This window comes from Falsirhodobacter sp. alg1 (genome assembly GCF_000739715.2).
Taxonomy (GTDB): domain Bacteria; phylum Pseudomonadota; class Alphaproteobacteria; order Rhodobacterales; family Rhodobacteraceae; genus Falsirhodobacter.
This window is the reverse complement of sequence record NZ_BBJC02000001.1, coordinates 816,766-840,646: the sequence shown is the minus strand read 5'-3', so window position 1 is coordinate 840,646 and position 23,881 is coordinate 816,766. Positions and strand designations below refer to the sequence as shown.

Genomic DNA, 23,881 nt, shown 5'->3' with positions numbered 1-23,881 from the left:
AAAATATCACTGTTACTATTTTTTTTTTTATTTAATGATACGGCGACCACCGAGATCTACACCTCTCTATTCGTCGGCGCGTCAGATTGTGTATAAGAGTCCTAGCCTAGGCGGATATTGTGCCATTTATTATGCAGGGGTATTATCCGCACATGCATTGGCAATAAGCCCGCGAAACAGCAAACATCCCATGTTGACCAAAGGGATCTACGAAAATCCCGAATTTCGCTGGAAGCATGCCCATGACCTCAGCGAAATGCCCATCAGCCCTGAACAACAGACAATCGTCTATGATCCGCACCATAAACGGGATTCCGCGTTCGTGAAGGTATGGGCGCGCGCCTCATATCCAGACGCACGAGAGGTTCATGTGGGTATGAGCGGGCATAAAACCGCAATCCGCCTTCAGGAGGTAGGAAAACTCAAAGACCTGGTTCTGGATGTGCTTGAAGGGCGGGATGTGCCGCCTTCCATTGACGGATTCCCCGAAGGTTCTGCCAAGATCTTCATTTCCAGTCTTCGGACGGCTTTGGCAGATAAAGATATGGTGGCAGCAAGGCAGGCCGCAGCAGCGCTTGTACAGTCGGCACCGACGCCTGTCGGATTACAGATTTCCCTGAAAACCGCGATTACCCTTCGCGATAAGGATTTAGCCCAAGACATTGTGGATGCGGTGATCAATTCCGGCCTTCAAGAGGATGACCGTGCAAAAAGTGTATTAGCGCTTGGCAGAAAGTTCGGAGTAACGCCTGGCATGGATGCAATGCGTAATTGAATGAACAGGGAAGCATGGCAGCCTGCCCCGCCATCCCGAACCATATCATAAAATCAAAAACTGGTGCCCGCAGCCGGACTTGAACCGGCAAGACCGAAGTCGAGGGATTTTAAGTCCCCTGCGTCTACCATTTCGCCATGCGGGCGGCGCCTCGCAACATAGCGATGACAGCGGCACAAGCAAGTCAGAAGCGTACGATCCCACGCTCGGTCATCACGGCATCCAGCGGCTGGTCCGTCGCCTCTACCGGAAGCGCGGGGTGCTGCTGTGCGGCAAAGGCAAAGCCCATGGCGAATACCGGCCCGTTTGCGCGCAGGGCCTGCAACGTCCGGTCATAGAACCCGCCGCCATATCCCAGCCGGAACCCCTGCGAATCAAAGGCCACAAGCGGCACGATCACCACCTCGGGCACAAGCCATTCCCCCGTTGCGGGAACGGACACGCCAAAGGCGCCTTTCTGCAGCGCGGCCCCGGGCGTCCACGCTCTGAACCGCAGGGGCTGCGCCGGTGCCTCGATCACGGGTACGCACACGGGGCCATTGTGGGCGGCCATGGCCGGTCGGGGATCAGCCTCGGTTCCGATGGGGAGGTAGCCGGCCAGGATGCAGCCTGACCGGCTGGCCAGCCATTCGGCCAGATGATCCGCTGCAGCCCCCTGCCCCGTCGCATGGGCCGCAGCCCGAACGGACAACGCTGCCTTGCGGACCTCTGCCTTCACAGCAGGATCACCGTCGCCAACCCGAGGAAGGCGAAAAACCCGACCACATCCGTCAGTGTCATCACGAAGGTGCCCGATGCCAGCGCCGGATCGAGATTGAGCTTTTGCAGCGTCAGCGGAACCAGCGTCCCCGCCAGCGCCGCGACCGCCAGATTGATCACCATCGCCAGCGCAATCACCACGCCCAGCCACAGCCCCCCGCCATAAAGCACAACGCCCATCACCCCCATCACCAGCGCAAAGAACACGCCGTTGATCAGGCCCACCATCACCTCCCGTCGTACGACACGCGGGGCGTTGGAAGATGTCAGATCGCGGGTCGCCAGGGCCCGCACCGCCACCGTCAGCGATTGCGTTCCCGCATTCCCGCCCATGGAGGCAATGATCGGCATAAGGGCCGCCAGAACCACGATCATGGAGATGGTCGTATCGAATTGCGAAATGACCCAGGCGGAGATATTGGCGGTCAGCAGGTTGATCAGCAGCCACGGCGTCCGTTGCCGCAGCGTTGCCCAGACCCCATCCGAGATGGAGCTTTCGTCCCCCACATTCGCCAGACGCAGAATGTCTTCCTGGTGTTCCTCATCCAGCACGTTCATCGCGTCGTCGATGGTGATGACACCCACCAGGCGGCCGTTCTGATCCACGACGGGCGCCGAGATCAGGTGGTACTGGTTGAACTGATAGGCCACGTCGGATTCGGGATCCTCGGGGTGGAACGTGCGAAAGCTGTCCTCGGAAAGCGTACGGAGCGCCATGTCCCGCCGGGACGACAGCACCCGGCCAAGCGTGACATAGGCCACAGGCTTCATCCGCGGATCCACAAGGATCACGTGATAGAACTGTTCGGGCAGGTATTCCGCCTCACGCAGGAAATCGATGGCCTCCCCGACCGACCAATGCTCGGGGGCGATCACCGCCTCCCGCTGCATCAGGCGGCCTGCGGAATATTCGGGATAGGTCAGCGCCTTTTCAACGGCCATCCGGTCGGCCCGGTCCAGCGCGTCCAGAATGATGCCGTGCTGCGGTTCGTCCAGATCCTCCAGAATGTCGACGACATCATCGGTATCCAGCTCCCGCACGGCGTCAGCCAGAACCTCGGGGGCAAGGGATTCGATGACCTCCTCGCGGATGCTGTCGCGGATCTCGGACAGAACCTCACCGTCCAGATGCTTCCACAGGGTCAGCAGCTCCCGCCGCTCCTCGGGGCTGATCTGCTCCAGAAGGTCGGCGGTATCGGCCGGGTGCAGATTGCGCAGCGCGGCCGTCAGGCGGGATGCGTCCCCCTCATGGACCGCATCCAGAATATCGTTGAAGCGGCGTTCGCTCAGTCCTTCGTCTTCCCGATCGTGCAGGTCCGCCTCGATATGCGCCATGATCCCTCGTATACTTGCTATTGGCAGCTTATCGGAAGCCGCGTGGAGGAAACAGGCGCTTTCATCCTATCCCGCGTCCGCGATAATGCCAAAGTGTTACAACTGCATAAAACGAGGGTGAAATGGAAATACTGACCGGTCGCGTTCTGCATTTTACGGCAGACCCGTTTCTGCACGGCCCCGAAGCCGCCCGGATCGATGAGGCAGTTGTGATCGAAGGCGGCATCATCCGGGCCGTCGGTAGTGCCGGTGCGCTGCGCGCCGCCTATCCGCAGGCCGCCGTGTCGGATTATGGCGATGCGGTCATTTCGGCGGGTTTCATCGATGCGCATGTCCATTATCCGCAAACGGCCATCATCGCCAGCTGGGGCAAACGCCTGATCGACTGGCTGAACACCTACACCTTTCCCGAAGAAATCCGCTTCGCCGATGGGGATTATGCCGCCGACGTCGCGGCAAGGCATCTGGATTTCGTGCTGGACAACGGTACCACCAGCGTCTGCAGTTTCACCACGATCCACCCGGGCAGCGTGGATGCCTATTTCAGTGCGGCGCAGACCCGTGGCATGCGAATCTATGCGGGCAAGACCTGCATGGACCGCAACGCCCCCGACGCCCTGCGGGATACCGCCCGCTCGGCCTATGACGACAGCGCCCGCCTGCTCTCTCGCTGGCATGGCGTGGACAGGCTTTCCTATGTGATCACCCCTCGCTTTTCTCCCACCTCCACCCCGGAGCAGCTAGAGGCGCTTGGCGCATTGTGGCAGGCCAACCCCGGCACCCTGATGCAGACCCACCTGTCCGAACAGCTGGATGAAATCGCATGGGTGGCGGATCTGTTCCCCGATTCCCGCGACTATCTGGATACATATGAATCGGTCGGCCTTCTGGGCAAAGGCGCGGTATTCGGCCACGCCATCCACCTGACAGAACGCGAACGCGCCCGCCTGATCGAGGCGGACGCATCTGTGGTTCATTGCCCCACCTCCAACACATTCATCGGATCAGGAATGTTCGACATGCGGCTGGCTCAGGAGGGGCTGCGTGTCGGGTTGGCCACCGATACAGGCGGCGGTTCCAATTTCTCCATGCTGCGCACGATGGCCGCCGCCTATGAGATCGGCCAGCTGCGCGGCACGCCCCTGCACCCGTCGCAGTTGTGGTGGCTGGCCACCCAGGGGTCGGCCCGCGCACTGCGGGCCGAACAGCAGATCGGCAATATCGCCGCAGGGATGGAGGCCGATCTGGTGATCGTCGATCTTGCCTCCACCCCTGCCATCGCTCAGGCAAGCTGTCGCGCCACCGACATCTGGCAGGCGCTGTTTCCCACCATCATGATGGGCGACGATCGCGCCATCCGCGAAGTGCGGATTGCCGGGGCCGTCAGGTCGCGTTGTCGCAACGAACCGTAACCTGTGCCACGCCTTTGACGGCGGTCATCCAGCGCAGGTTCACCTGCGTCTTGTTCGAACCGCGCTCCACCTCCACCCAAGGCGAGGGTGCCTGCACCGCGTTTTTCGCGTCGGTCACGGCCCCCTCGATCACCACGCTCTGCACGTTTCGCGCCCAGGCCCCGAACGGCAGATAATCCCCCGCATCCAGCGTCCATGTGGCCGAGGCGGTATTCTGCACCTGTTCCAGCATCACCGGGCTGAAAGTACTTTGCGTGATCCCGTTGAACGTGTTCGATTCAAATACCGTGTTCCGGAAACGGCTGTAGTCGAGGCTGGCATAGGTTTCATCCACCATATCCACGCGGTCCACGGTGCAGTTCACGGTGCGGAATGCATTCCCGACCACCGACAGCCCGTTCACGAAGTGGCCCGAACCACGCGGCGTAATCACGAACCAGCGAAAGAATGTCCCTGCCCCCGAGGCCATGAAGATGTTGCCCGTGACCGTCAGCCCGCCATAGGAAAAATCTGTGTCGAACTTGGGCGTCGGATCGTGTTCGTTGCTCCATTCGATAAAGCAGTTGTCGATATAGTTGCCGGTAATCAGCGTTTTCACGTTCAGTTCGGTCAGCACGATCCCTGCGCGCCGCGATCCCGCAGTCTCGCCATCCCCCTGAAAAAAGTGGTTGCCGATGAACATGTGCCCGGACCCGTTCATCACTGCGAAATGCGCAAAACGAACGATACGGTTGTCCCTCAATTTCACATCGTTGGAATTGACGTTCAGTGCAATCGTGGTGCGATCAGCCGCCTTGATATCCTGCTCGTTCGACAAAAGCTGGGTCTCGTCGACCATCAGCCCCTGGCAGCCCGTCCCGATAGACGTGATGGCACGATCCAGCGGCGCGTTGATCACGCTCTGGGCAATACGAAAGACCGTACCGGCAGTGGGCAGCATGATGGCACTGGCCAGGCCGTTGCACTGGATTTCCATATCCGTGATTTCGAATTTGGAGTTTTTCTCGAAGCCACTGAAATCCAGCATATAGCTGTAACGCTCGAACGTCATTTTCCGCGTGCCGGCGGTCGACCCTGCCGGAAGGTTCAGATCGACCGTGCCTGCCCCGACGTTCACCGCCCGCACGTAAATCTCGCGCGGGATGCCTGCGCCGCTTACCCGTGCGCCCACCGGAATATTGGCCACATTCGCCACATCGGTCAGCTTGTAGGGGTTCGATGGCGTATAGGTGGCCACGGAGCTGACCGTCTGCGTCTTCCACTTGGTCCCGTCCACCGCATTCAACTGGCCGTTGGTCAGGACGCGACGCTGTTCGAACCGGGTCAGTCCCGCAAGGGCGGCAACATCGATCGGCTCCGAGATATCGACGCGACGTCCAGACAGGTCCAGCTGCACATGGCCCGTATAATAGAACAGGGCCTGCAGCGCCTTGCGGAACCCGAGATATTCGCCGCCGAATGCCGCCGTATAACTGTCCAGATCGAAGTTGCGGGTCAACGCAAGGCGTGCCGCATCGGGCATCACCAGCGTCCCTTCGAACTGCACCCGGGAGTTCAGCGTCAGGTTGGAGCCGATGTAATATTTGCCGGCCGAGATGAACAGGCGATGCCCGCCCGCAGCCGCATCCGCCGCAGCAAAGGCTGCAGCATCATTGGTCTTGCCATCACCAACCGCGCCGTAATCCCGCACATCGACGATATCAACCATATCGCGCAGAAACACCGAGGTGACATCCTCTATCTCCACATCGTCGATCCGCACGATGCCGCCGTTGGCTCCGGTCAGATCCAGGCCGAAATGGCCTGTCACAGGGGCTGTGCCCCAGACCATGTCAACACCCGTACGATTGCCCGACCCGACAATGGCCGATACCTCCACCACCTCGCCATAATTGCGCAGCAGAACGGAATTGGCCGCAGTCGGCACGTTGACCGCATTGCCCGAACTGTCACCCGCCCAACCCGCGATCCGCACCGATGGAAATGCGCCCGAGATACATTTGACGCGAACAGTTACCCGCAGGTACATGCCCGGCAACATCGGAATGCTCTGGAAACAGCGCAGTTTCTGGGTGTTGTCCTGCTTCAGCAGTTCCATGCAGCCACCGAAATCCTGATCGGCGGCCACATAGGCAGCATTGGACTGTCCGGCATAGCTGCCCTGGCCGGACTTGCCATCCTCGCGCGACCAGAGATTCAGCCCGCTGGAAAAGGGCGGCGGCATCAGCACCAGACCGTCGGTAATCGCCTTGTTCATCGAAAATCCTTGCCTCGCTAGATTGCGGGCAGGATTAACGCGAAAGGACTTAACGCCTTCTCAGGCCTCCGCGCGGTGGGCCAGATCGCCAGCCAGTCCTTTTTCGATCAGGGAAACCGTTTCCTCGATGCCGTACAGGGCTATGAACCCGCCGAACCGCGGCCCCTCGGATGCCCCTAGCAACACCTCGTACAATGCCTTGAACCAGTCACGCAGCGGCTCGAAGCCATGCTCCTTGCCCACGGCAAACACCATGGTCTGCAACGCATCGCCATCCAGACCACCATCCCAGACGCGCAGGCGCGCCAAAAGATCCTCGATCGCCCCGCGTTCCTGATCGTTAGGCAAACGGAACACCCGCGTAGGCGCGACGAAATCGTTGAAATAGCGGACCGCAAATTCTGCCGCCGCATCCAGATCCGGGTTCCCCTCGGGCGAGGCATCGGGCGCATACTGCTGGATGAATCCCCACAGCACGGATTTATCGGTGGCCGAGGCCACACTCGCCAGATTGAGCAGCATCGCAAATGGTACAACCATCTTCGATTCTGGCGGATTGCCGTTATGGATATGCCAGACCGGATTATCGACCCGCTTCGCCTCATCCTGCGTCGCATAGGCGCGCAGCTGCTGATGGTATTCGTCCACCGCCTTCGGAATCACGTCAAAATGCATCCGCTTGGCCGTCTTCGGCTTGCCGTACATGAAATACGACAGGCTTTCGGTTGAGGCGTAGGTCAGCCATTCGTCGATCGTCAGACCATTGCCCTTGGACTTGGAAATCTTTTCGCCGTTCTGGTCCAGAAACAGCTCATAGATGAAATGCTCGGGACGTTTGCCGCCCAGAATCTCGCAGATCTTGTCATAAATGGGCGTGTTCGCGGCATGGTCCTTGCCATACATCTCGAAATCTACATCCAGACCGGCCCAACGTGCCCCGAAATCCGGCTTCCACTGCAGTTTCACATTCCCGCCGGTCACCGGCAGCGTCGTTTCCGTGCCGTCCTCGTCGTCGAAGGTGATGGTCCCGTCCTTGGCATTCACCTCCCGGATCGGCACATACAGCACCCGTCCGGTCGTCGGAGAGATCGGCAGGAAAATCGAATAGGTCTGGCTCCGCTCTTCCCGCAGGCTGGCCAGCATCACCTTCATCACATCGTCATACCGCTCGACAGCCCGCAGCAGGATCTCGTCGAACTTGCCGGATTTATAGAATTCCGATGCCGAGATGAACTCGTACTCGAAACCGAAGGTATCCAGAAACCGGCGCAGCATGGCATTGTTATGATCGCCAAAGCTTGCATGCGTGCCAAAGGGATCTGGCACGACCGTCAGCGGCCGTTGCAGGTTCTCCTGCATCATCTCCTGCATCGGAACATTTTCCGGCACCTTGCGCATGCCGTCCATGTCATCCGAAAAACACACAAGCCGTGTAGGGATATCGCAGATCGTTTCAAACGCGCGGCGGATCATCGTGGTTCGCGCCACCTCGCCAAAGGTGCCGATATGCGGCAACCCGCTCGGGCCGTAGCCTGTTTCGAACAGCACGTATCCTTTGGCCGGCGTCTTGCCGCCCACCCGTTTCAGGATCCGGCGCGCTTCTTCGAAAGGCCAGGCCTTGGAGTTCATCGCAGCGTCGCGGAGGGTGGACATGGGCATCTCTTTCTTTCTGTGCAGGAGGCATCGTACCGCCTGCCCCCTGTGTCGTCTATTGCCGCCCCCCGCCCGCGTCAATAATCTGCTGGAAAAAGCACGAAAGGCTATCCTGATGGATGCATCCCTCCCCTCCTTGTCGCAGCAGGACGCACTGGTTGCGCTCATGATCGCCGTATCCGGCTCCCACGGAACGGTAGAGACGTCGGAACTGGTCGCCATCCAGCAAATGGTGAATCACCTGCCCGTCTTTGCCGGATACGATATCGACCGGATCAAGAACGTGGCACAGGTGGTATTCGACCTGTTCAGCGAAGAAGACGGCCTTGATGCCCTGTTCGCCCTGATCCGCGTGGCAATCGAACCCCGCCTGTTCGAAACGGCCTATGCACTGTCCTGCGACGTGGCTGCGGCCGATGGCCATCTGTACCAGACCGAACTGCGCCTTCTGGAAGAAATCCGCGAGGAACTCCGGATCGACAAGCTGCACGCGGCCGCCATCGAACGCGGCGCGCGTGCCCGTCATCTGCGGGCCTAGGAAACCCAGTGCTCGATAAGGCGGCTTTGCAGGATGCGGGCATTCCGCGTCCATGTCGCACCGCCCACCGGACGTGCCTCCTCGTCGGAATCCAGCGTTGCCCGCCGTGCCACATCCGCACAGATGATGGAAAACACCCGCTCCTGACCACCTGACTGCACATAGCCGGCAAGGCAGGACGTAAAGTTCAAGGTTCCTGTCTTGGCCTTGATCTTTACACTGTCCGACAGCGTTTCGCGTCCATTGGCATCGAACAGGCCTTCGTCCTTCAGCAGGCCGCGCAACAAACGCCCGCGCGCGTCGGATTGGGCACGAACCAGAACCTGGACCATCTGCGACGGCGCGATCCGTGACCGGCCACTCAACCCGGAATGGTCGCGCAGATCCATCTGGACGCCATATTTCGCCAGCGCCCATGCAGACATTGCCGCACCGGAGGCGACCAGCGACGACTGGCGGGATGCGCTCAGGCCGACGGCCTCGGCGGTCATGTTGTTCGAATATTTCAGCATGTCCGTCAGGATCTCGGTCAACGGGCCGCTGACTTTCGTCGCCAGCACCGTCCCCGACGGCACAGACCGCGTGACAACCGGGGAAGAAAGGGTAATTCCCTGCCGCGCCGCCAGCCAGCGGAACACCTCTGCCGCGTAATCATCCGGGTGCCGCACGGGTAGCCAGCGGTTCCCGCCCCGGCCCAGCGCTCCGGTCGCCACCGTCCAGTTATCCACTCCGGCGCCTGCCGAATAGGTGTAGACCGGGCTGCTGCGCCCCACAGCCCGCACCCGCGACATTGCCACTTCGGGCCGGACCCTGCCGGACCGCGCATCCATTGCCATCGCGGCACCACCTGCGGTCCAGGTAAAGTATACGCGGTTATAGTTCAGGTTCAGGCCTGAAATTGCCGCGTTGTAATTCGCATCGACAGGTTGCTCACCATCGATCTCGGAAATCAGAGGCAGCGCACCACCATAGGCATAGAACCGCCCCGTCGCCCCACGCACCCCGCGTGAGGCCAGCGCCGCCGCCAGTTCAGCCAGTCCGTCGGTATCCAACGAGGGATCCCCGCCGCCGACCAGCCAGATATCTCCTTGCACGATACCGCCTGACACAGGCCCGCTGGCCAATATCTGCGTCTGGAACCTGTAATCCGGCCCCAGACGATCCAGCGCATAAAGCGAGGTGATCGCCTTGGCGGTCGATGCCGGGGGCAAGGGCGTATCCCCGCCCCGTGATTCCACAAGTTGCCCCGAAGTTGTCGCAACGGCAAAGGCCACATCCCCCGACAGACCTGCACGGGCAACCAGTGCCTCTGCGGTGCCGGATGTACCAGGCCGGATAGGCGGGCGCGGTGAAACATCGGGCGCGCCCGCACATCCCGGAATGGCGGTAAGCGTGGCAAGCCCGCCCAGAACAAATCGTCTTGAAATCATAAGTGTCACGCTACCCATTCCTGTTTTCGTCTAGCCCCATTCCCCCCGCGCCCGAATCGCGCTGGAGGATTGGTTGACCATCGGCATATCCGCAAAGGCCCATGCCGGCAGGCTGGCCCCCGCCAGTTGCCGCGGCGGAACCTGCTCGGCCCTGAAGGCGCGCGCGGCGTGCCCCAGCCGGGCTTTGGCACCCCACCCCGGACGTGCCAGCACACCGATCCGGACATTCTGCATGATCCAGCGCCAGTCATCCCACTGATGGAACTGCACCAGATTGTCCGCCCCCATCAGCCATACAAAACGAACACCCGGATATCGCCGCGTCAATGCCCGCAATGTCGCAGCCGTATACCGTGTCCCAAGCCGCGCTTCCAGATCCGTCACCTGCACACGCGGGTCCTGCATCAGGGCGCGAGCCCGCTCCAGCCGCTCGTCCATCGGGCGCGGCCCCCGCGCTTTCAGGGGATTACCCGGGCTGACCAGCCACCACACCCGGTCCAGCCCGAACCGCACCAGCGCCTCATGCGTGATATGCACATGGCCGGCATGGGCGGGATCGAATGACCCACCAAGCAGCCCGATCACCATGCCACGCTCTGCGATTGGCCAGCCTTGCATGTAATTCCCCCGAAACTGCGCGGCCTTGATCCCACCGCCACATTGCCCTTGTCCAGCGTTATCGGTATGAAGGCGCCCAAATCCCTGAAAGATGGAGCACACCAAGTGGCCTCGTATCAATACGTCTATCACATGGATGGCGTCTCCAAGACCTATCCCGGCGGTAAAAAAGTCTTTGAGAATATCCACCTGAACTTCCTGCCCGGCGTGAAGATCGGCGTTGTCGGCGTCAACGGTGCAGGTAAATCCACGCTCCTGAAGGTCATGGCCGGAATGGACAAGGATTTTCAGGGCGAAGCATGGGCCGCCAAGGGCGCGCGCGTCGGCTACCTGCCCCAGGAGCCGCAGCTGAACGAAGAGCTGGACGTTCGCGGAAACGTCATGGAAGGGGTCGCCGACAAACGCGCGATTCTCGAACGCTACAACGAACTCGCCATGAACTACTCGGATGAAACCGCCGAGGAAATGGCCGAACTGCAGGACAAGATCGACGCCCAGAACCTGTGGGAACTGGACAATACCGTTGATATCGCGATGGAAGCTCTGCGCTGCCCGCCCGACGATGCGAACGTCAGCACCCTTTCGGGTGGGGAACGCCGCCGCGTCGCGCTGTGCAAACTGCTCCTCGAAGAGCCGGACATGCTGCTCCTCGACGAACCGACCAACCACCTTGATGCCGAAACGATCGCCTGGCTGCAAAAGCACCTGATCGCCTACAAGGGCACGATCCTGACGGTCACCCACGACCGTTACTTCCTTGATGACATCACATCGTGGATTCTGGAACTGGAGCGTGGACGCGGTCTGCCGCACGAAGGCAACTATTCCTCCTGGCTCGAAGCCAAGGCCAAACGGCTGGAGCAGGAGGCCCGCGAAGACAAGTCCAAGCAGAAAGTTCTGGAGAAAGAACTGGAATGGATCCGTGCTGGTGCCAAGGCACGTCAGGCTAAATCCAAGGCCCGTATCTCTGCCTACAACAAGATGGCCGACGAATCCGTCAAGGATCTGGTCGGCAAGGCCCAGATCGTCATTCCGCATGGCCCGCGTCTGGGTTCGAAGGTGATCGAGGTTGAAAACCTGTCGAAAGCGATGGGTGACAAACAGCTGATCGAGAACCTGACCTTTACCCTGCCACCCGGGGGAATCATCGGCGTTATCGGCCCGAACGGCGCAGGTAAATCCACGCTGTTCAAGATGCTTGTCGGGCAGGAAACGCCTGACACCGGCACCGTCACCTTGGGTGATACCGTCAAGCTGGCCTTTGTGGACCAGTCGCGTGACAGCCTCGATTCCGAGGCCAACGTCTGGCAGGAAATCTCCGGCGGGGCCGAGATCATCGAACTGGGTGATGCGCAGGTCAACAGCCGCAACTACGTCGGCTCGTTCAACTTCAAGGGCACCGACCAGCAGAAAAAGGTCGGCCTGCTTTCGGGTGGGGAACGGAACCGGGTTCACCTTGCAAAGCTGCTGAAATCCGGCGGAAACGTTCTTCTTCTGGACGAACCGACCAACGATCTGGACGTGGAAACACTGCAAGCCCTGGAAGCCGCGATCGAGAACTTTGCCGGCTGTGCCGTCATCATCTCGCACGATCGTTTCTTCCTCGACCGCCTGTGTACGCATATCCTCGCATTCGAAGGGGATGCGCATGTCGAATTCTTCGAGGGCAACTTCGAGGATTACGAAAAAGACAAAATCCGCCGCCTTGGCGCGGATGCGGCAAACCCGAAACGTGTGAAGCATAAAAAATTCACGCGCTAATCCTGCGGGGCGGCGGAAACGCCGCCCTTCACAGGCTTGCGTCATTCTTTTTTCGTGCTAGCGTCAGGAATGCGACGTTACTCTTTATCGACCCTGTCCACCTCGGCCACAGCGATTCGATCTTGCTCTGACTTAGCCACGCCGCCGCATCCTGCGGGCGGCACCAGACAGGAATATCACGATGGCCAAAGGCACAGTGAAATGGTTCAACACCACCAAGGGATATGGCTTCATTGCCCCCGAAAACGGTGCATCCGACATTTTCGTCCACATCACCGCGCTGGAGCGTGCGGGTATCCGTGAACTGGCCGATGGCCAGGCGGTCACCTTCGAAATCCAGTCGGGCCGCGATGGCCGCCAATCCGCGGTAGATATCGAACTGGCATAATGCGACCAGGGCGGACCCGATCGGGTCCGCCTTTCGCCTTGCCGCAGATGGTTGCGGCCAAAGCCCCCTTCATGCGACACACCGCTGGCATCAAACGGCCGGAGGTTTTCCATGAAACAACCCAATATCCTGATCCTCATGGTGGATCAGTTGAATGGAACCCTGTTTCCCGACGGTCCTGCCCCTTTCCTGCATGCCCCCAATCTGAAGCGTCTGGCCGAGCGGTCCAGCCGGTTTGCCAACAGCTATACCGCCTCCCCCCTCTGCGCGCCCGGCCGCGCAAGCTTTATGTCCGGCCTGCTGCCATCGCGCAGCCGCGTATATGACAATGCCGCCGAGTTTTCCGCCGATATCCCCACCTACGCCCATCACCTGCGTCGCGCCGGCTATCAAACCTGCCTGGCGGGCAAGATGCATTTTGTCGGCCCCGATCAGCTGCATGGACTGGAAGAGCGTCTCACCACCGATATCTACCCCGCCGATTTCGGCTGGACCCCGGATTACCGCAAACCCGGCGAGCGAATCGACTGGTGGTATCACAACCTCGGTTCGGTCAGCGGCGCAGGGGTGGCCGAAATCACGAACCAGCTGGAATATGATGATGACGTGGCCCATCAGACCACGCAAAAGCTCTATGATCTGTCACGCGGCGCCGATCCGCGCCCATGGTGCCTGACCGTCAGCTTTACCCACCCGCATGATCCCTATGTCGCCCGCCGCAAATATTGGGACCTGTACGAGGATTGCGCCCAGACCGAACCACCCGAAACCATTCCCTATGCGGATATGGACCCCCATTCACAGCGCCTGATGGATGCCTGCGATGCCAGCGCGTTCAATGTCACGGATGATATGATACGCCGTGCCCGCCGCGGCTATTTCGCCAATATCTCCTATGTCGATGACCAGATCGGCAAAATCCTGTCCGTGCTTGAAGAGACGCGTCAGGAAGCGACCATTATCTTCACCTCCGATCATGGGGACATGCTCGGGGAGCGTGGCCTCTGGTTCAAGATGAACTTCTTCGAGGATTCCGCCCGTGTTCCGTTGATGATCGCGGGGGATGGTTTTGCCCCTGCTCTGATCGAGACACCCGTCTCTACGATCGACGTGGCGCCGACCCTCTGCGATACCGCCGGCATTGCGATGGAAACGGTCGCGCCCTGGCTTGACGGCACATCGCTGGTGCCCGTCGCGGCAGGTGCGGCGCGTGGTCCCGTGCCGATGGAATATGCCGCCGAGGGCAGCATCACGCCCCTGGTGGCCCTGCGGGACGGAAGCTGGAAATATATCCGCTGCGCCGCCGATCCCGAACAGCTTTATGATCTGGAGACCGATCCCGCCGAACGCACGAACCTGATCGATGCGCCGCAGGCCGCCGAGGCGCTGGCAAAACTGCGCAGGCTGGCAGATGACCGTTGGTCCCTGCCTGCCTTCGATGCCGCCGTCCGCGAAAGCCAGGCCCGTCGATGGGTCGTCTATGATGCCCTGCGAGAGGGCCACTACCAACCGTGGGATTATCAGCCCATGCGGCCCGCTTCCGAACGGTACATGCGCAACCATATGGATCTGAACACGCTGGAAGAGCAGAAGCGCTTTCCACGCGGCGAATAGTCAGCGGTCCACATGCCCGAGGTCGCGATCGGGCCAAACCCGATCGCGCACCAGTTTTTTCAGTACCTTGGAGTCTGGAAAGCCGCCATCCCGCGCGCGCTCCCAGATCAGCGTATCATCCACACTGATCTCGAATTGCCCTCCGGTAGAGGGGACCAGCGTAACCGATCCCAGATCCTGCCCGAAACTTTGCAGCAATTCCTGCGCCATCCACGCGCTGCGCAGCAGCCAGTTGCATTGGGTGCAATAGGTGATGGTGATCCGCGGCCCCGTCATGCGGCCCCGTCCAGCAGGCCCCGGCCCCGCAGCAACGGCTCCACGCCCGGCATCTGGCCGCGAAACTTGGTATAAAGCGTTTCCGCCTCTTCGGAGCCGCCCGCCGACAGGATGAACTTTTCCAGCCTAGCAGCAGTGCCCGGATCGAACGCATCGCCGGTTTCGGTAAAGGCGGCGAACGCATCCGCATCCATCACTTCCGACCACATGTAGCTGTAGTATCCCGAGGAATATCCGTCACCGGTGAAGATATGCGCGAAATGCGGCGTCGCATGACGCATCCGGATGGCATGGGGCACACCCAATTCATCCAGTATCTGCTGCTGCCGTGCCATCGGATCCGCCGGGGCATCCCCATTGTGGAATTCCAGATCCACCAAGGCCGATGTCAGGTATTCCACCGTGGAAAACCCCTGATCGAAGGTACTGGCCGCCAGCAACCGCTCCATCAGTGCGGCAGGCATCGGCTCTTTGGTGCGGACATGGCGGGCGTGGCGTGTCAGCACCTCGGGCACGGACAGCCAGTGTTCGTACAACTGGCTTGGTAGCTCCACAAAGTCCCGCGCGACCGATGTGCCGGAGATATAGGCGTAAGTAACGCTGGATAGCATCTGATGCAGCGCATGTCCGAATTCATGGAACAGCGTGCGCGCATCATCATAGGACAGCAGCGCGGGCTTTCCTTTGGCAAAGTTGCAGACGTTCATCACGATCGGGGCCTGTTCACCGCCCAATCTCCGCTGCACCCGCATCGCCGTACACCATGCACCGGACCGTTTGGAGCCGCGCGCAAAATAATCCCCGATGAACACCGCGATATGCCTGCCGTTGCGCGTTACCTCCCAGCTGCGGGCATCGGGGTGATACATCGGCTGATCCAGCGCGCGGAATTCCAGACCGAACAGCCGGTTCGCCACTTCAAAGGCCGCCTCGATCATCGCCTCCAGCGCAAAGTACGGCTTGATCTCGGCTTCATCCAGATCATGCTCCGCCAGGCGACGCTTCTGCGCGTAATAGCGCCAATCCCAAGGCTCCAGATCGCCGTTGATCCCGTCCTCATGCATCATCCGTGCCAGCACCCCGGCATCGGACAGGGCCGCCTTCTTTGCAGGGGTCCAGACCTGCATCAGCAGATCCCGCACGGCCTCGGGTGTGCCGGCCATTTCCGGCTCCAGCTTGTAGGCGGCAAAACTGTCATACCCCAGCAACTTGGCCCGCTCTGCGCGCAGGGCCAGAATCTCGGCGGCGATTGCGCGGTTGTCATTGTCGTTGCCGTTTGCCCCGCGCGCGGTCCACGCCTCATAGGCGGTGCGGCGCAGATCACGGCGGGGGGAAAACTCCAGAAACGGCACGATCAACGATCGCCCCAAGGTCAGGACATATCCCTCGCGTCCCCGGTCCTCGGCCGCACTCCGCGCAGCGTCGATCACGAACTCGGGCAAACCCTCCAGATCCTTTTCTTCCAGATCCAGGAACCATTCCCGTTCCTCGGCCAGCAAATTCTGCCCGAATGTCGTCCCCAGCACCGAAAGGCGGGCCTTCACCTCGGTCAGCCGCGCTGCATCCTCTCCGCGCAGGGCGGCCCCTGCCCGCACGAACATGCGATGATACAGCTCCAGCACCCGCAATTGCTCGTCCGTCAGGTCCAGATCGTCCCGCGTCTGCCACAGCGTGTCGATCCGCCGGAACAACGCATGGTTGTTGATGATTTCCGAAGAAAACGCTGACATTCTGGGGGCAAGAATGCGCTGCAGTTCCTCACGCGCATCGGTGCTGTCCGCGCCTGCCAGCGTGTAGAAAACACCTGCCACCCGTTCCAGCGTTTCCTCGGCCAACTCCATCGCCTCGATGGTATTGGCAAAGGTCGGCGCGGCAGGATCGTCCGCAATCACCGCGATATTCTTGCGCGCCTCGGCCAATCCGGCCTCGAACGCCGGTTCGAAATCGGCATCGGTGATTGCGTCAAAGGGCGGAAGGCCGAAAGGGCCGGTCCAGTCGGACAAAAGCGGGTTCATGGGCGTCTCCTTTGCCCATGAAGCTAGTCAGCCGGCGCGGGAACCGCCAGCCCCCTGGCTCACCCGATTTACATGGCCCATCTTCCGGCCCGGTCGCGCTTCTGCCTTGCCATACAGATGCAGGGCCGCGCCCCGTTCGGTGGCAATATCCGGCACGCGCAGGATGTCATCGCCGATCAGGTTTTCCATGACCACATCGGAATGGCGCCCGCCATCACCGAGGGGCCAGCCCGACACTGCGCGGATATGCTGCTCGAATTGGTCGACCGCACAGCCGTTCTGCGTCCAGTGGCCGGAGTTATGCACACGCGGGGCAATCTCGTTCACCAGCAGGCCATCTGCCGTCACGAACAGCTCCACCCCCATCACACCCACATAATCCAGTGCGTTCAGGATACGGGCCGCAATCAGCACCGCATCCGATCGCTGCGTGGGGGTCAGGCGCGCAGGCACCGTGGTGGTGGACAGGATGCCATCCACATGCACATTTTCGCCCGGATCATACACTGCAACCGATCCGTCCAGCCCGCGCGCCGCAATCACCGACACCTCATGGCTGAAGTTGACGAACCCTTCCAGCACCGTCGGCGCACCGTTCATAGAGGCATGGGCCGCAGCCGCCTCTTCGGGTGTGCGGATCCGGGCCTGCCCCTTGCCATCATACCCGAAACGCGTGGTTTTCAGGATGGCGGGCGTTCCCACGGCGGCAATGGCTGCGGAAATATTCGAAGCCTCGGCATAGGGGGCCACGGTCAGCCCCAGACCGGTCAGAAAATCCTTTTCCGCAATCCGGTCCTGGCTGGTCGCCAATGCGCGGCGGTTCGGACGGATGGGGCGGATCGCCTCCAGCAGGTCCAGCGCGGCCGTCGGCACATTCTCGAATTCGTAGGTGATGACATCGACGGCCGCCGCAAATGCGCGGAGCGCGTCCTCATCCTCATAGCTGGCAGTTGTCAATGCATGCGCCACATCCGCCGCAGGCGGGTTCGCGCCCGGCTCGTAGATATGCACATGGAACCCCAGGCGACTGGCCGCCACGGCCAGCATCCGGCCCAATTGTCCGCCGCCTAATATCCCGATGGTCGCGCCCGAAGTCAGAATTGCCATTACATATCCTCCGGTGCGTCGGGAATGGAGGCGCTCAGCGCTGCGCGCCATGCGTCCAGCCGTTCGGCCAGCGCCGCGTCGTTCAGTGCCAGAATACCTGCGGCCATCAGGCCCGCATTCGCCGCCCCTGCCGAACCGATCGCCATGGTCGCAACGGGGAATCCCTTGGGCATCTGCACGATCGAATACAGGCTGTCTACACCCGACAGCGCCTTGGTCTGCACCGGAACACCGATTACCGGCACCCGCGTCTTGGAGGCCATCATTCCGGGCAGATGCGCCGCACCGCCGGCCCCTGCAATGATTACGCGCAACCCGCGGTCCACTGCCTCGCGGCCATAGGTCCACAGACGGTCCGGGGTACGGTGAGCCGAGACGATCTTTGCCTCATAGGGGATGCCCAGCTCCTCCAGTATCAGCGCCGCTTCGCGCATGGTTGGCCAATCCGACTGGCTGCCCATGATGATCCCGACTTCGACGCCCATGCTCAATCCCCGCTGTGTCAAAGCGCGCATCATAACGTGCGCTGCAAGGCCTGCAATGGGATCAGGCGATGATATCGGGAATCAGCTGATCCTCGATCCGGACGATCTCGTCCTTCAGGGCCAGCTTGCGCCGCTTCAACCGCTGCATCATCAGCGCATCGGGCGCGGGCGCCTGGGTCAGCGCCTCGATCGCGGTATCCAGATCACGATGTTCCCGCCGCAGAACCGCAATGCGGATCGCAAGCATTTCCTCATGTTTCAATTCGGGTGAGGCGTTCATGCGTACTCTCAAACAAGGCTTGGATCATCATAGCCGATTTTTGCTTTCGGGTGGTATTTTTTCTGCCCCAAAGCCGCATCTTGCGTCCTGCGCATGATCACCCCATATTTAATTGGTGGATGCCGTCAAGGATCCACACGATTTGTCGCTTCAAGCAAGGGCAAGCACATGACGAAACTAAGCTTCGGGGCACACCCCCACCTTCTGGGCTTCGAGCAGCTTGAACGGCTGGTGGAGCGTACGTCGAAATCTTCCGAAGGGTATCCGCCCTTCAACATCGAGGCGGTGGCCGAGAATGTTTACCGCATCTCGCTTGCCGTAGCAGGGTTCCGCGACGAGGACCTGTCCATCACGGTCGAGGATCGCCAGCTGGTCATCCGGGGCCGTCAGGCCGACGACAACGGAGAGCGGGTTTTCCTGCATCGCGGCATCGCCGGTCGTGCCTTCCAGCGCAATTTCGTGCTGGCCGAAGGGGTCGAGGTGGCAGGTGCCGATCTTGACCATGGATTGCTGCACATCGATCTGCGCCGCACCCTGCCGGATACGGTGATCCAGACCATCGCAATACGTTCCGCCCGCTAACCAAAGGAGATCAAGGATGCAAACCACCACGCAAACCACAGATCGCATGGCCTATGTCCGCGCCGTTGCGGTTGCCGATCTGCCAATGGAAGTGCAAGAGCAAGCCGAAGGCCTGAAAACGCTTTATGCGCTTCATAGTGCCTCGGGCGAACAGCTGGCGCTGGTCCGCGACAAGGGCATGGCGTTCGAGCTGGCGCTGCAAAACGACCTTGCCCCTGTCAGCGTCCATTAACACCGCGGGGCCGCGCGCTTAATCGCGCGCGGTATCCTGATCGTCCAGCACTTCCTCGATGCCTGCAAGGTAACGTTCGGCATCAAGGGCTGCCATGCACCCCATTCCCGCGCTGGTGATTGCCTGACGGTAGATATGATCCGTCAGATCGCCCGCAGCAAAGACCCCCGGAATGGATGTGCGTGTGCTGCCTGCCTCGACCTTCACATAGCCATCCGCATGCAGTTCCAGCTGGTCCTTGACCAGTTCGGACGCCGGGCTGTGACCGATGGCCACAAAAAAGCCGTCGCAGGGAATCACGCTTTCGGTGCCGTCGCGCACATCGCGCACCCGCACCCCCGTAACACCTGGCGGGGTTTCGGTGCCCAGAACCTCTTCGACCGCGCTATGCCATTGCAACGCCACCTTCGGGTGCGCGAACAGGCGTTCCTGCAGGATGCGCTCTGCCCGCAGGGTATCGCGGCGATGGACCAGCGTGACCTTGCTTGCAAAATTTGTCAGGAACAGCGCTTCCTCCACGGCCGTATTGCCGCCCCCCACCACAACAACTTCCTTGTTGCGATAGAAGAAACCGTCGCATGTGGCACAGGCGGAAACACCAAAGCCCATGAACTTCTCTTCCGATGGCAGCCCCAGCCATTTGGCCTGTGCCCCCGTCGCAAGGATCACTGCATCGGCGGTAAATGTGATGCCGCTATCCGCATGTGCCTTGAAGGGACGCTGCGACAGGTCCAGAGACGAGATGTAGTCGGAGACGATTTCCGCCCCCATTTCCCGCGCATGCTCTTCCATCCGCACCATCAGATCCGGACCCTGAACCTGCGTATCGCCGGGCCAGTTCTCGACCTCGGTCGTGATCGTCAACTGCCCGCCGGGCTGTAGACCCTGCACCAGAACAGGCTTCAACATCGCGCGTGCCGCATAAACGGCCGCCGTATATCCCGCCGGCCCCGAGCCGATGATCAGAACCTTGCTGTGCCGTGTTTCGGCCATCATGCACCCTTTCCCAATATTCCGCGCCAGATATAGGGCCACACGCCCGCCACCGAAAGAGGTGGCAAACCTCCGCCATTTTTCCGCGACATAATATTGCGTGATCCGGCGCGCATATGTAATGTCGCGTCAAAAGAACGGAGTGGCAGATGGCCGTAGCGAAACTTGATCCCATTGATCGCCAGATTCTGGCTGAACTACAGGCCGACGGGCGTATGACCAATGTGGAACTGGCGCGCCGGGTCGGAATCTCTGCGCCGCCCTGCCTGCGCCGCGTGCGGGCGCTGGAAGAGGCGGGATATATCTGCGGCTATCATGCCGATGTGAATCCGCGTGAATTGGGCTTCGAAGTGCAGGTTTTCGCGATGGTCCGTCTGCATAGCCAGGCCGAACGCGACCTTTCGGCATTCGAGGAGCATTGTCGCAGCTTGCCGCTGGTCCGTGAGTGCCACATGCTGAACGGCGAGATCGATTTCATCCTGAAATGCGTGGCACCCGATCTGTCTACTTTCCAGACATTCCTGACCCAAAGCCTGACCTCGGCCACGAATGTGGCCAGCGTCAAGACAAGCCTCGTCATCCGTGGTGCCAAGGATGAACCGGGCGTTCCCTTCGAGGTGCTGGAGCAGCGCCTTGCTAAAGCCGGATTGCAGAAATAAGGCGGCCATAATCCGCCTCGCCCGCATGGGTGGTCCGGCGATAGGAATAGAACCGGTCCGCATCCGAATAGGTGCAATGCCCCGTCCATTCCGCCTGGACCCCCGCAGCCCGCAGACATGACAGGCCGAAGGACGGCAGATCGAACAGCAGCCTGTCTCCCTGCCCCTGCGCAAAGAACCGGCTATAGTCCTGATCCTCGGCCATGAAGGTCTCCAGCATCTCCGGCCCGACTTCATAGGCACGCTGGCTGATGCATGGCCCGATAACGGCCGTGATATCCTGTGCTCCCAGATCGCGCATCGCCTGCACGGTCGCCTCCAGAACGCCGGAGATGGCCCCTTTCCACCCGGCATGTGCAGCACCGATCACGCCGGCCTGCCGGTCCGCCAGCAATACCGGCTGGCAATCGGCTGTCAGAATACCCAATGCCAGCCCCGGCACAGCCGTAACCATGGCATCGGCATCCGGCGCTGCTTCAAGCGGGCCATCAACCCTGGCAACATCCGCCGAATGCACCTGATTGACCTGAACAAGCTGCGGCAGATCCACGCCCATCGCCTCGGCCACCCGCCCGCGATTGATCGCGACGGCCCCCGCCTGATCGGAGCTGGCCCGCCCGCAATTCAGCCCTTGGAAAATGCCCGAAGACGCCCCCCCCTTACGCGTGAAAAATCCATGCGCAATCCCGTCTAGCGACGGTGTGGTGATGATTTCCAACATCATGTGAACCCCGCTGGTGGGTGGGAAAACGGACCTGTCAGCCCAAGCACTTTGAACAGTTCGCCCATCTGGTCGGCTTCGGTCAACCGCCGAAATGCAAGCAGATGGTTTTCCCGTGCCGCGCCTGTCAGACCGCCTGCCAGCCGTTCGGCCCGTGCACCGATGCCAAGCGCCGTCAGAAAGCGCCCTTGCGTCGTATAGCCCACCGCACAGGGGGCCGCAGCAGCAGCCAAAGCCCGGAAATCCACATGTGCCGTCAGATCCGCCAATCCGGGCGCCTCCAGAGGATCGGTGAATTCATGTTTCGCCATGGCCTGAAAGGTATCCCCCGCAGTCCCCCACCCGCCATAATCCAGGATCAGGGCCATCCCGCCCTTTGCCACGCGGGACGCGATTGCCTGCATGATCGCGGGCGCCTGCGGACATATCTCGATCGTGTCCGCCTCGGCGGCGACCAGTTCCGGCATATCGACACGCGGTGACAGGCCAAAAGACAGCCTCTCCCCCTCCAGCCCGACCATGCGTTCACGCCAGCCGGACCCGTCCCGCTGGAACTGGCGGATCGGCAGTGCGTCGAAAAACTCGTTCGCCACCAGCCATAACCGCCCGTCAGGCAATGCATCCACGCCCTCGACGTGGCGGGCGGTGGGAACACGATCTGCCTGCTCGGCGCGCAGGCGGGGGCTGGCCTCAACCAGTACCACATCGGCGGCATCGTGGAATCCCGGCACATTACGGGTGGCGCGCAGAATATCGGCCATCAGCGTTCCACGCCCCGGCCCCAATTCGGCAAGTGTGAATGCCCCGCCGCCGGAATCAAGCCAGTGCTGCGCTAGGCACAGGCCCACCATCTCTCCGAACATCTGGCTGATTTCGGGGGCAGTGATGAAATCCCCTGCCGTGCCGAAGGGCGGACGGGTGGTGTAATAGCCGTGCTCGGGGTGCAGGAGGCATTCCGCCATGAATTCGGCAAGCGTCAGCGGTCCGGTTTGCGCGATGCGGCGCGCCAGATGGCGGGCCAGCGGCGTCATGCGATGCGCCGCGCCCGCAGGATCAGGAACAGACCGATCGCAATCATCGGCAGCGACAGCGCCTGCCCCTGTGTCAGCCCCCACCCGCCGATCTGCCAGGCCAGTCCCAAAGGATTACCGGCAGAGACGAATTGCGCATCGGGCTGGCGCACGAATTCCACCATGAACCGGGCCACACCATAGCCGGACAGCATCACCCCGCAGATCGCACCCGGGCACTTCAACCACCCGCGCCACAGGATCAGCCCCCAGATCAGGGCAAACAGCAGCACGCCTTCCAGTGCCGCCTCATATAGCTGGGAGGGATGGCGCGCGCAGACATCGACAGCCGTTGCACAGGCCTGCGCAGCCTCTCCCGGAAAGGCAACGCCCCACGGCAGATCGGTTGGCCGGCCCCAAAGCTCGGCGTTCACGAAATTGGCCAGCCGTCCGAACAGCAGCCCCGGCGGGGTTGCCGCACAAATAAGATCCGCTGCCGACAACCGCGGAATTCCCTCACGTGTGCAGAAAATCCACGAGGCGGTGATCACCCCCAACAGCCCGCCGTGGAACGACATCCCGCCCTCCCACACCGCAGGGATCAACTGGGGATTGGCGAAATAATAGGCCGGCTCATAGAACAGCACGAACCCGAGCCGCCCCCCCAGCACAACGCCAAGAATGACCCACGTCAGCAACCGCTCCACCTGCTCTGCCTGCATGGGCGGAGTGCCGGCGGGCCAAAGCTCTGTCCGGCGGATCAACCGCAGCACCAGCCACCACCCAAGCAGCAGCCCCGTGATATAGGCCAGCGCATACCAGCGCAGCGAGAATGAGAAACTGCCCAAGGTCAGTGTGAATATCTCGGGCGAGACGTCCGGAAACGGGATATACGACATGGAACCTCGGCGATTTTCCTCGCTTCTCTGGATCGGGGGCAGCCTTGTCAAGCCGCCCGCACAGCGCCATATGGTATGTGAA

23 protein-coding genes and 1 tRNA gene are annotated in these 23,881 nt (G+C 61.1%); 8 read left to right on the top strand and 16 right to left on the bottom strand.

Going from position 1 to position 23,881, the window contains the following annotated elements; all coding sequences use genetic code 11:
• Positions 1-836 precede the first annotated feature (836 nt).
• From TR36_RS04135 to mgtE, 3 genes are all read right to left on the bottom strand, one after another.
• Positions 837-920: transfer RNA gene (locus TR36_RS04135), tRNA-Leu, on the bottom strand.
• Positions 921-959: 39 nt separating this feature from the next.
• Positions 960-1,493: a 5-formyltetrahydrofolate cyclo-ligase gene (locus tag TR36_RS04130; RefSeq protein ID WP_045386961.1), complete on the bottom strand. Its 534-nt coding sequence runs from the start codon at positions 1,491-1,493 to the stop codon at positions 960-962.
• Positions 1,490-2,869, bottom strand: coding sequence for a magnesium transporter (mgtE, locus tag TR36_RS04125; protein ID WP_045386963.1), 1,380 nt, complete (start codon positions 2,867-2,869; stop codon positions 1,490-1,492). Before mgtE ends, TR36_RS04130 begins: the two co-directional genes overlap by 4 nt.
• Positions 2,870-2,991: 122 nt before the next feature.
• Here mgtE and guaD point away from each other — a divergent pair, with 122 nt between their 5' ends.
• Positions 2,992-4,281, top strand: a complete 1,290-nt coding sequence (gene guaD, locus TR36_RS04120; RefSeq protein WP_045386965.1) for a guanine deaminase — start codon at positions 2,992-2,994, stop codon at positions 4,279-4,281.
• Here the strand turns inward: guaD and TR36_RS04115 are convergent.
• Positions 4,253-6,538 carry a glycosyl hydrolase family 28-related protein gene (locus TR36_RS04115; RefSeq protein ID WP_045386968.1) on the bottom strand — a complete coding sequence of 762 codons (2,286 nt, stop codon included), beginning with the start codon at positions 6,536-6,538 and terminating at the stop codon, positions 4,253-4,255. The genes guaD and TR36_RS04115 overlap by 29 nt on opposite strands.
• Positions 6,539-6,598: 60 nt before the next feature.
• Positions 6,599-8,191 carry a lysine--tRNA ligase gene (locus tag TR36_RS04110; protein WP_045386971.1) on the bottom strand — a complete coding sequence of 531 codons (1,593 nt, stop codon included), beginning with the start codon at positions 8,189-8,191 and terminating at the stop codon, positions 6,599-6,601.
• A gap of 115 nt (positions 8,192-8,306) precedes the next feature.
• Between TR36_RS04110 and TR36_RS04105 the strand changes: the two genes are divergently transcribed.
• Entirely contained in the window at positions 8,307-8,729 is a 423-nt protein-coding gene (locus TR36_RS04105; RefSeq protein WP_045388657.1) for a tellurite resistance TerB family protein, read from the top strand.
• Here TR36_RS04105 and dacB read toward each other — a convergent pair.
• Together dacB and TR36_RS04095 are read right to left on the bottom strand one after the other, a co-directional pair.
• Positions 8,726-10,159, bottom strand: coding sequence for a D-alanyl-D-alanine carboxypeptidase/D-alanyl-D-alanine-endopeptidase (gene dacB / locus TR36_RS04100; RefSeq protein ID WP_045386974.1), 1,434 nt, complete (start codon positions 10,157-10,159; stop codon positions 8,726-8,728). The two genes, TR36_RS04105 and dacB, sit on opposite strands and share 4 nt — an antisense overlap.
• A gap of 30 nt (positions 10,160-10,189) precedes the next feature.
• Entirely contained in the window at positions 10,190-10,777 is a 588-nt protein-coding gene (locus tag TR36_RS04095; RefSeq protein ID WP_045386977.1) for a nicotinate-nucleotide adenylyltransferase, read from the bottom strand.
• A gap of 105 nt (positions 10,778-10,882) precedes the next feature.
• On the opposite strand from TR36_RS04095, the gene ettA reads away from it, so the two are divergent.
• The 3 genes from ettA (at position 10,883) to betC (ending at position 14,540) form a co-directional block, all read left to right on the top strand.
• Positions 10,883-12,538 (top strand): energy-dependent translational throttle protein EttA, encoded by a 1,656-nt coding sequence (ettA, locus tag TR36_RS04090; protein WP_062762485.1) that lies wholly within the window; start codon positions 10,883-10,885, stop codon positions 12,536-12,538.
• Positions 12,539-12,719: 181 nt separating this feature from the next.
• Positions 12,720-12,926 carry a cold-shock protein gene (locus TR36_RS04085; RefSeq protein WP_045386982.1) on the top strand — a complete coding sequence of 69 codons (207 nt, stop codon included), beginning with the start codon at positions 12,720-12,722 and terminating at the stop codon, positions 12,924-12,926.
• A gap of 111 nt (positions 12,927-13,037) precedes the next feature.
• Complete coding sequence (gene betC / locus TR36_RS04080; RefSeq protein WP_045386985.1) at positions 13,038-14,540, top strand: choline-sulfatase; 1,503 nt, start codon at positions 13,038-13,040, stop codon at positions 14,538-14,540.
• Here betC and TR36_RS04075 read toward each other — a convergent pair whose 3' ends face one another.
• The 5 genes from TR36_RS04075 to TR36_RS04055 all read right to left on the bottom strand — a co-directional run bounded on the left by TR36_RS04075 (position 14,541) and on the right by TR36_RS04055 (position 18,703).
• On the bottom strand, positions 14,541-14,816 hold the full coding sequence (locus TR36_RS04075; RefSeq protein WP_045386988.1) for a SelT/SelW/SelH family protein: 276 nt from the start codon (positions 14,814-14,816) through the stop codon (positions 14,541-14,543).
• Positions 14,813-16,831: a M3 family metallopeptidase gene (locus tag TR36_RS04070; protein ID WP_062762435.1), complete on the bottom strand. Its 2,019-nt coding sequence runs from the start codon at positions 16,829-16,831 to the stop codon at positions 14,813-14,815. The genes TR36_RS04075 and TR36_RS04070 overlap by 4 nt, the downstream gene beginning before the upstream one ends.
• Before the next feature lie 27 nt (positions 16,832-16,858).
• Positions 16,859-17,938 carry a 5-(carboxyamino)imidazole ribonucleotide synthase gene (locus tag TR36_RS04065; RefSeq protein WP_045386994.1) on the bottom strand — a complete coding sequence of 360 codons (1,080 nt, stop codon included), beginning with the start codon at positions 17,936-17,938 and terminating at the stop codon, positions 16,859-16,861.
• Complete coding sequence (purE, locus tag TR36_RS04060; RefSeq protein ID WP_045386997.1) at positions 17,938-18,423, bottom strand: 5-(carboxyamino)imidazole ribonucleotide mutase; 486 nt, start codon at positions 18,421-18,423, stop codon at positions 17,938-17,940. Before purE ends, TR36_RS04065 begins: the two co-directional genes overlap by 1 nt.
• A 61-nt stretch (positions 18,424-18,484) precedes the next feature.
• The gene (locus TR36_RS04055) at positions 18,485-18,703 is read right to left on the bottom strand and encodes a YdcH family protein (protein ID WP_045387000.1); all 219 of its coding nucleotides are present in this window, start codon (positions 18,701-18,703) and stop codon (positions 18,485-18,487) included.
• A gap of 168 nt (positions 18,704-18,871) precedes the next feature.
• Here TR36_RS04055 and TR36_RS04050 point away from each other — a divergent pair, with 168 nt between their 5' ends.
• Both TR36_RS04050 and TR36_RS04045 read left to right on the top strand, forming a co-directional pair.
• On the top strand, positions 18,872-19,285 hold the full coding sequence (locus tag TR36_RS04050; RefSeq protein ID WP_062762433.1) for an Hsp20 family protein: 414 nt from the start codon (positions 18,872-18,874) through the stop codon (positions 19,283-19,285).
• A gap of 16 nt (positions 19,286-19,301) precedes the next feature.
• Entirely contained in the window at positions 19,302-19,517 is a 216-nt protein-coding gene (locus TR36_RS04045; RefSeq protein WP_045387006.1) for a DUF1150 family protein, read from the top strand.
• A gap of 18 nt (positions 19,518-19,535) precedes the next feature.
• Here TR36_RS04045 and trxB read toward each other — a convergent pair whose 3' ends face one another.
• A complete protein-coding gene (gene trxB, locus TR36_RS04040) occupies positions 19,536-20,510 on the bottom strand; it encodes a thioredoxin-disulfide reductase (protein ID WP_062762431.1) in 975 nt (324 codons plus the stop codon).
• A 149-nt stretch (positions 20,511-20,659) separates the two neighbouring features.
• Between trxB and TR36_RS04035 the strand changes: the two genes are divergently transcribed.
• Positions 20,660-21,169: an Lrp/AsnC family transcriptional regulator gene (locus TR36_RS04035; protein ID WP_045387008.1), complete on the top strand. Its 510-nt coding sequence runs from the start codon at positions 20,660-20,662 to the stop codon at positions 21,167-21,169.
• Here TR36_RS04035 and pgeF read toward each other — a convergent pair.
• The 3 genes from pgeF to lgt are packed head-to-tail and all read right to left on the bottom strand — an operon-like array spanning position 21,147 to position 23,799.
• A complete protein-coding gene (pgeF, locus tag TR36_RS04030; RefSeq protein WP_192841312.1) occupies positions 21,147-21,890 on the bottom strand; it encodes a peptidoglycan editing factor PgeF in 744 nt (247 codons plus the stop codon). The two genes, TR36_RS04035 and pgeF, sit on opposite strands and share 23 nt — an antisense overlap.
• On the bottom strand, positions 21,890-22,921 hold the full coding sequence (locus tag TR36_RS04025; RefSeq protein ID WP_045387012.1) for a class I SAM-dependent methyltransferase: 1,032 nt from the start codon (positions 22,919-22,921) through the stop codon (positions 21,890-21,892). Before TR36_RS04025 ends, pgeF begins: the two co-directional genes overlap by 1 nt.
• Positions 22,918-23,799: a prolipoprotein diacylglyceryl transferase gene (lgt, locus tag TR36_RS04020; protein WP_045387015.1), complete on the bottom strand. Its 882-nt coding sequence runs from the start codon at positions 23,797-23,799 to the stop codon at positions 22,918-22,920. Before lgt ends, TR36_RS04025 begins: the two co-directional genes overlap by 4 nt.
• Between the last annotated feature and the right edge of the window lie 82 nt (positions 23,800-23,881).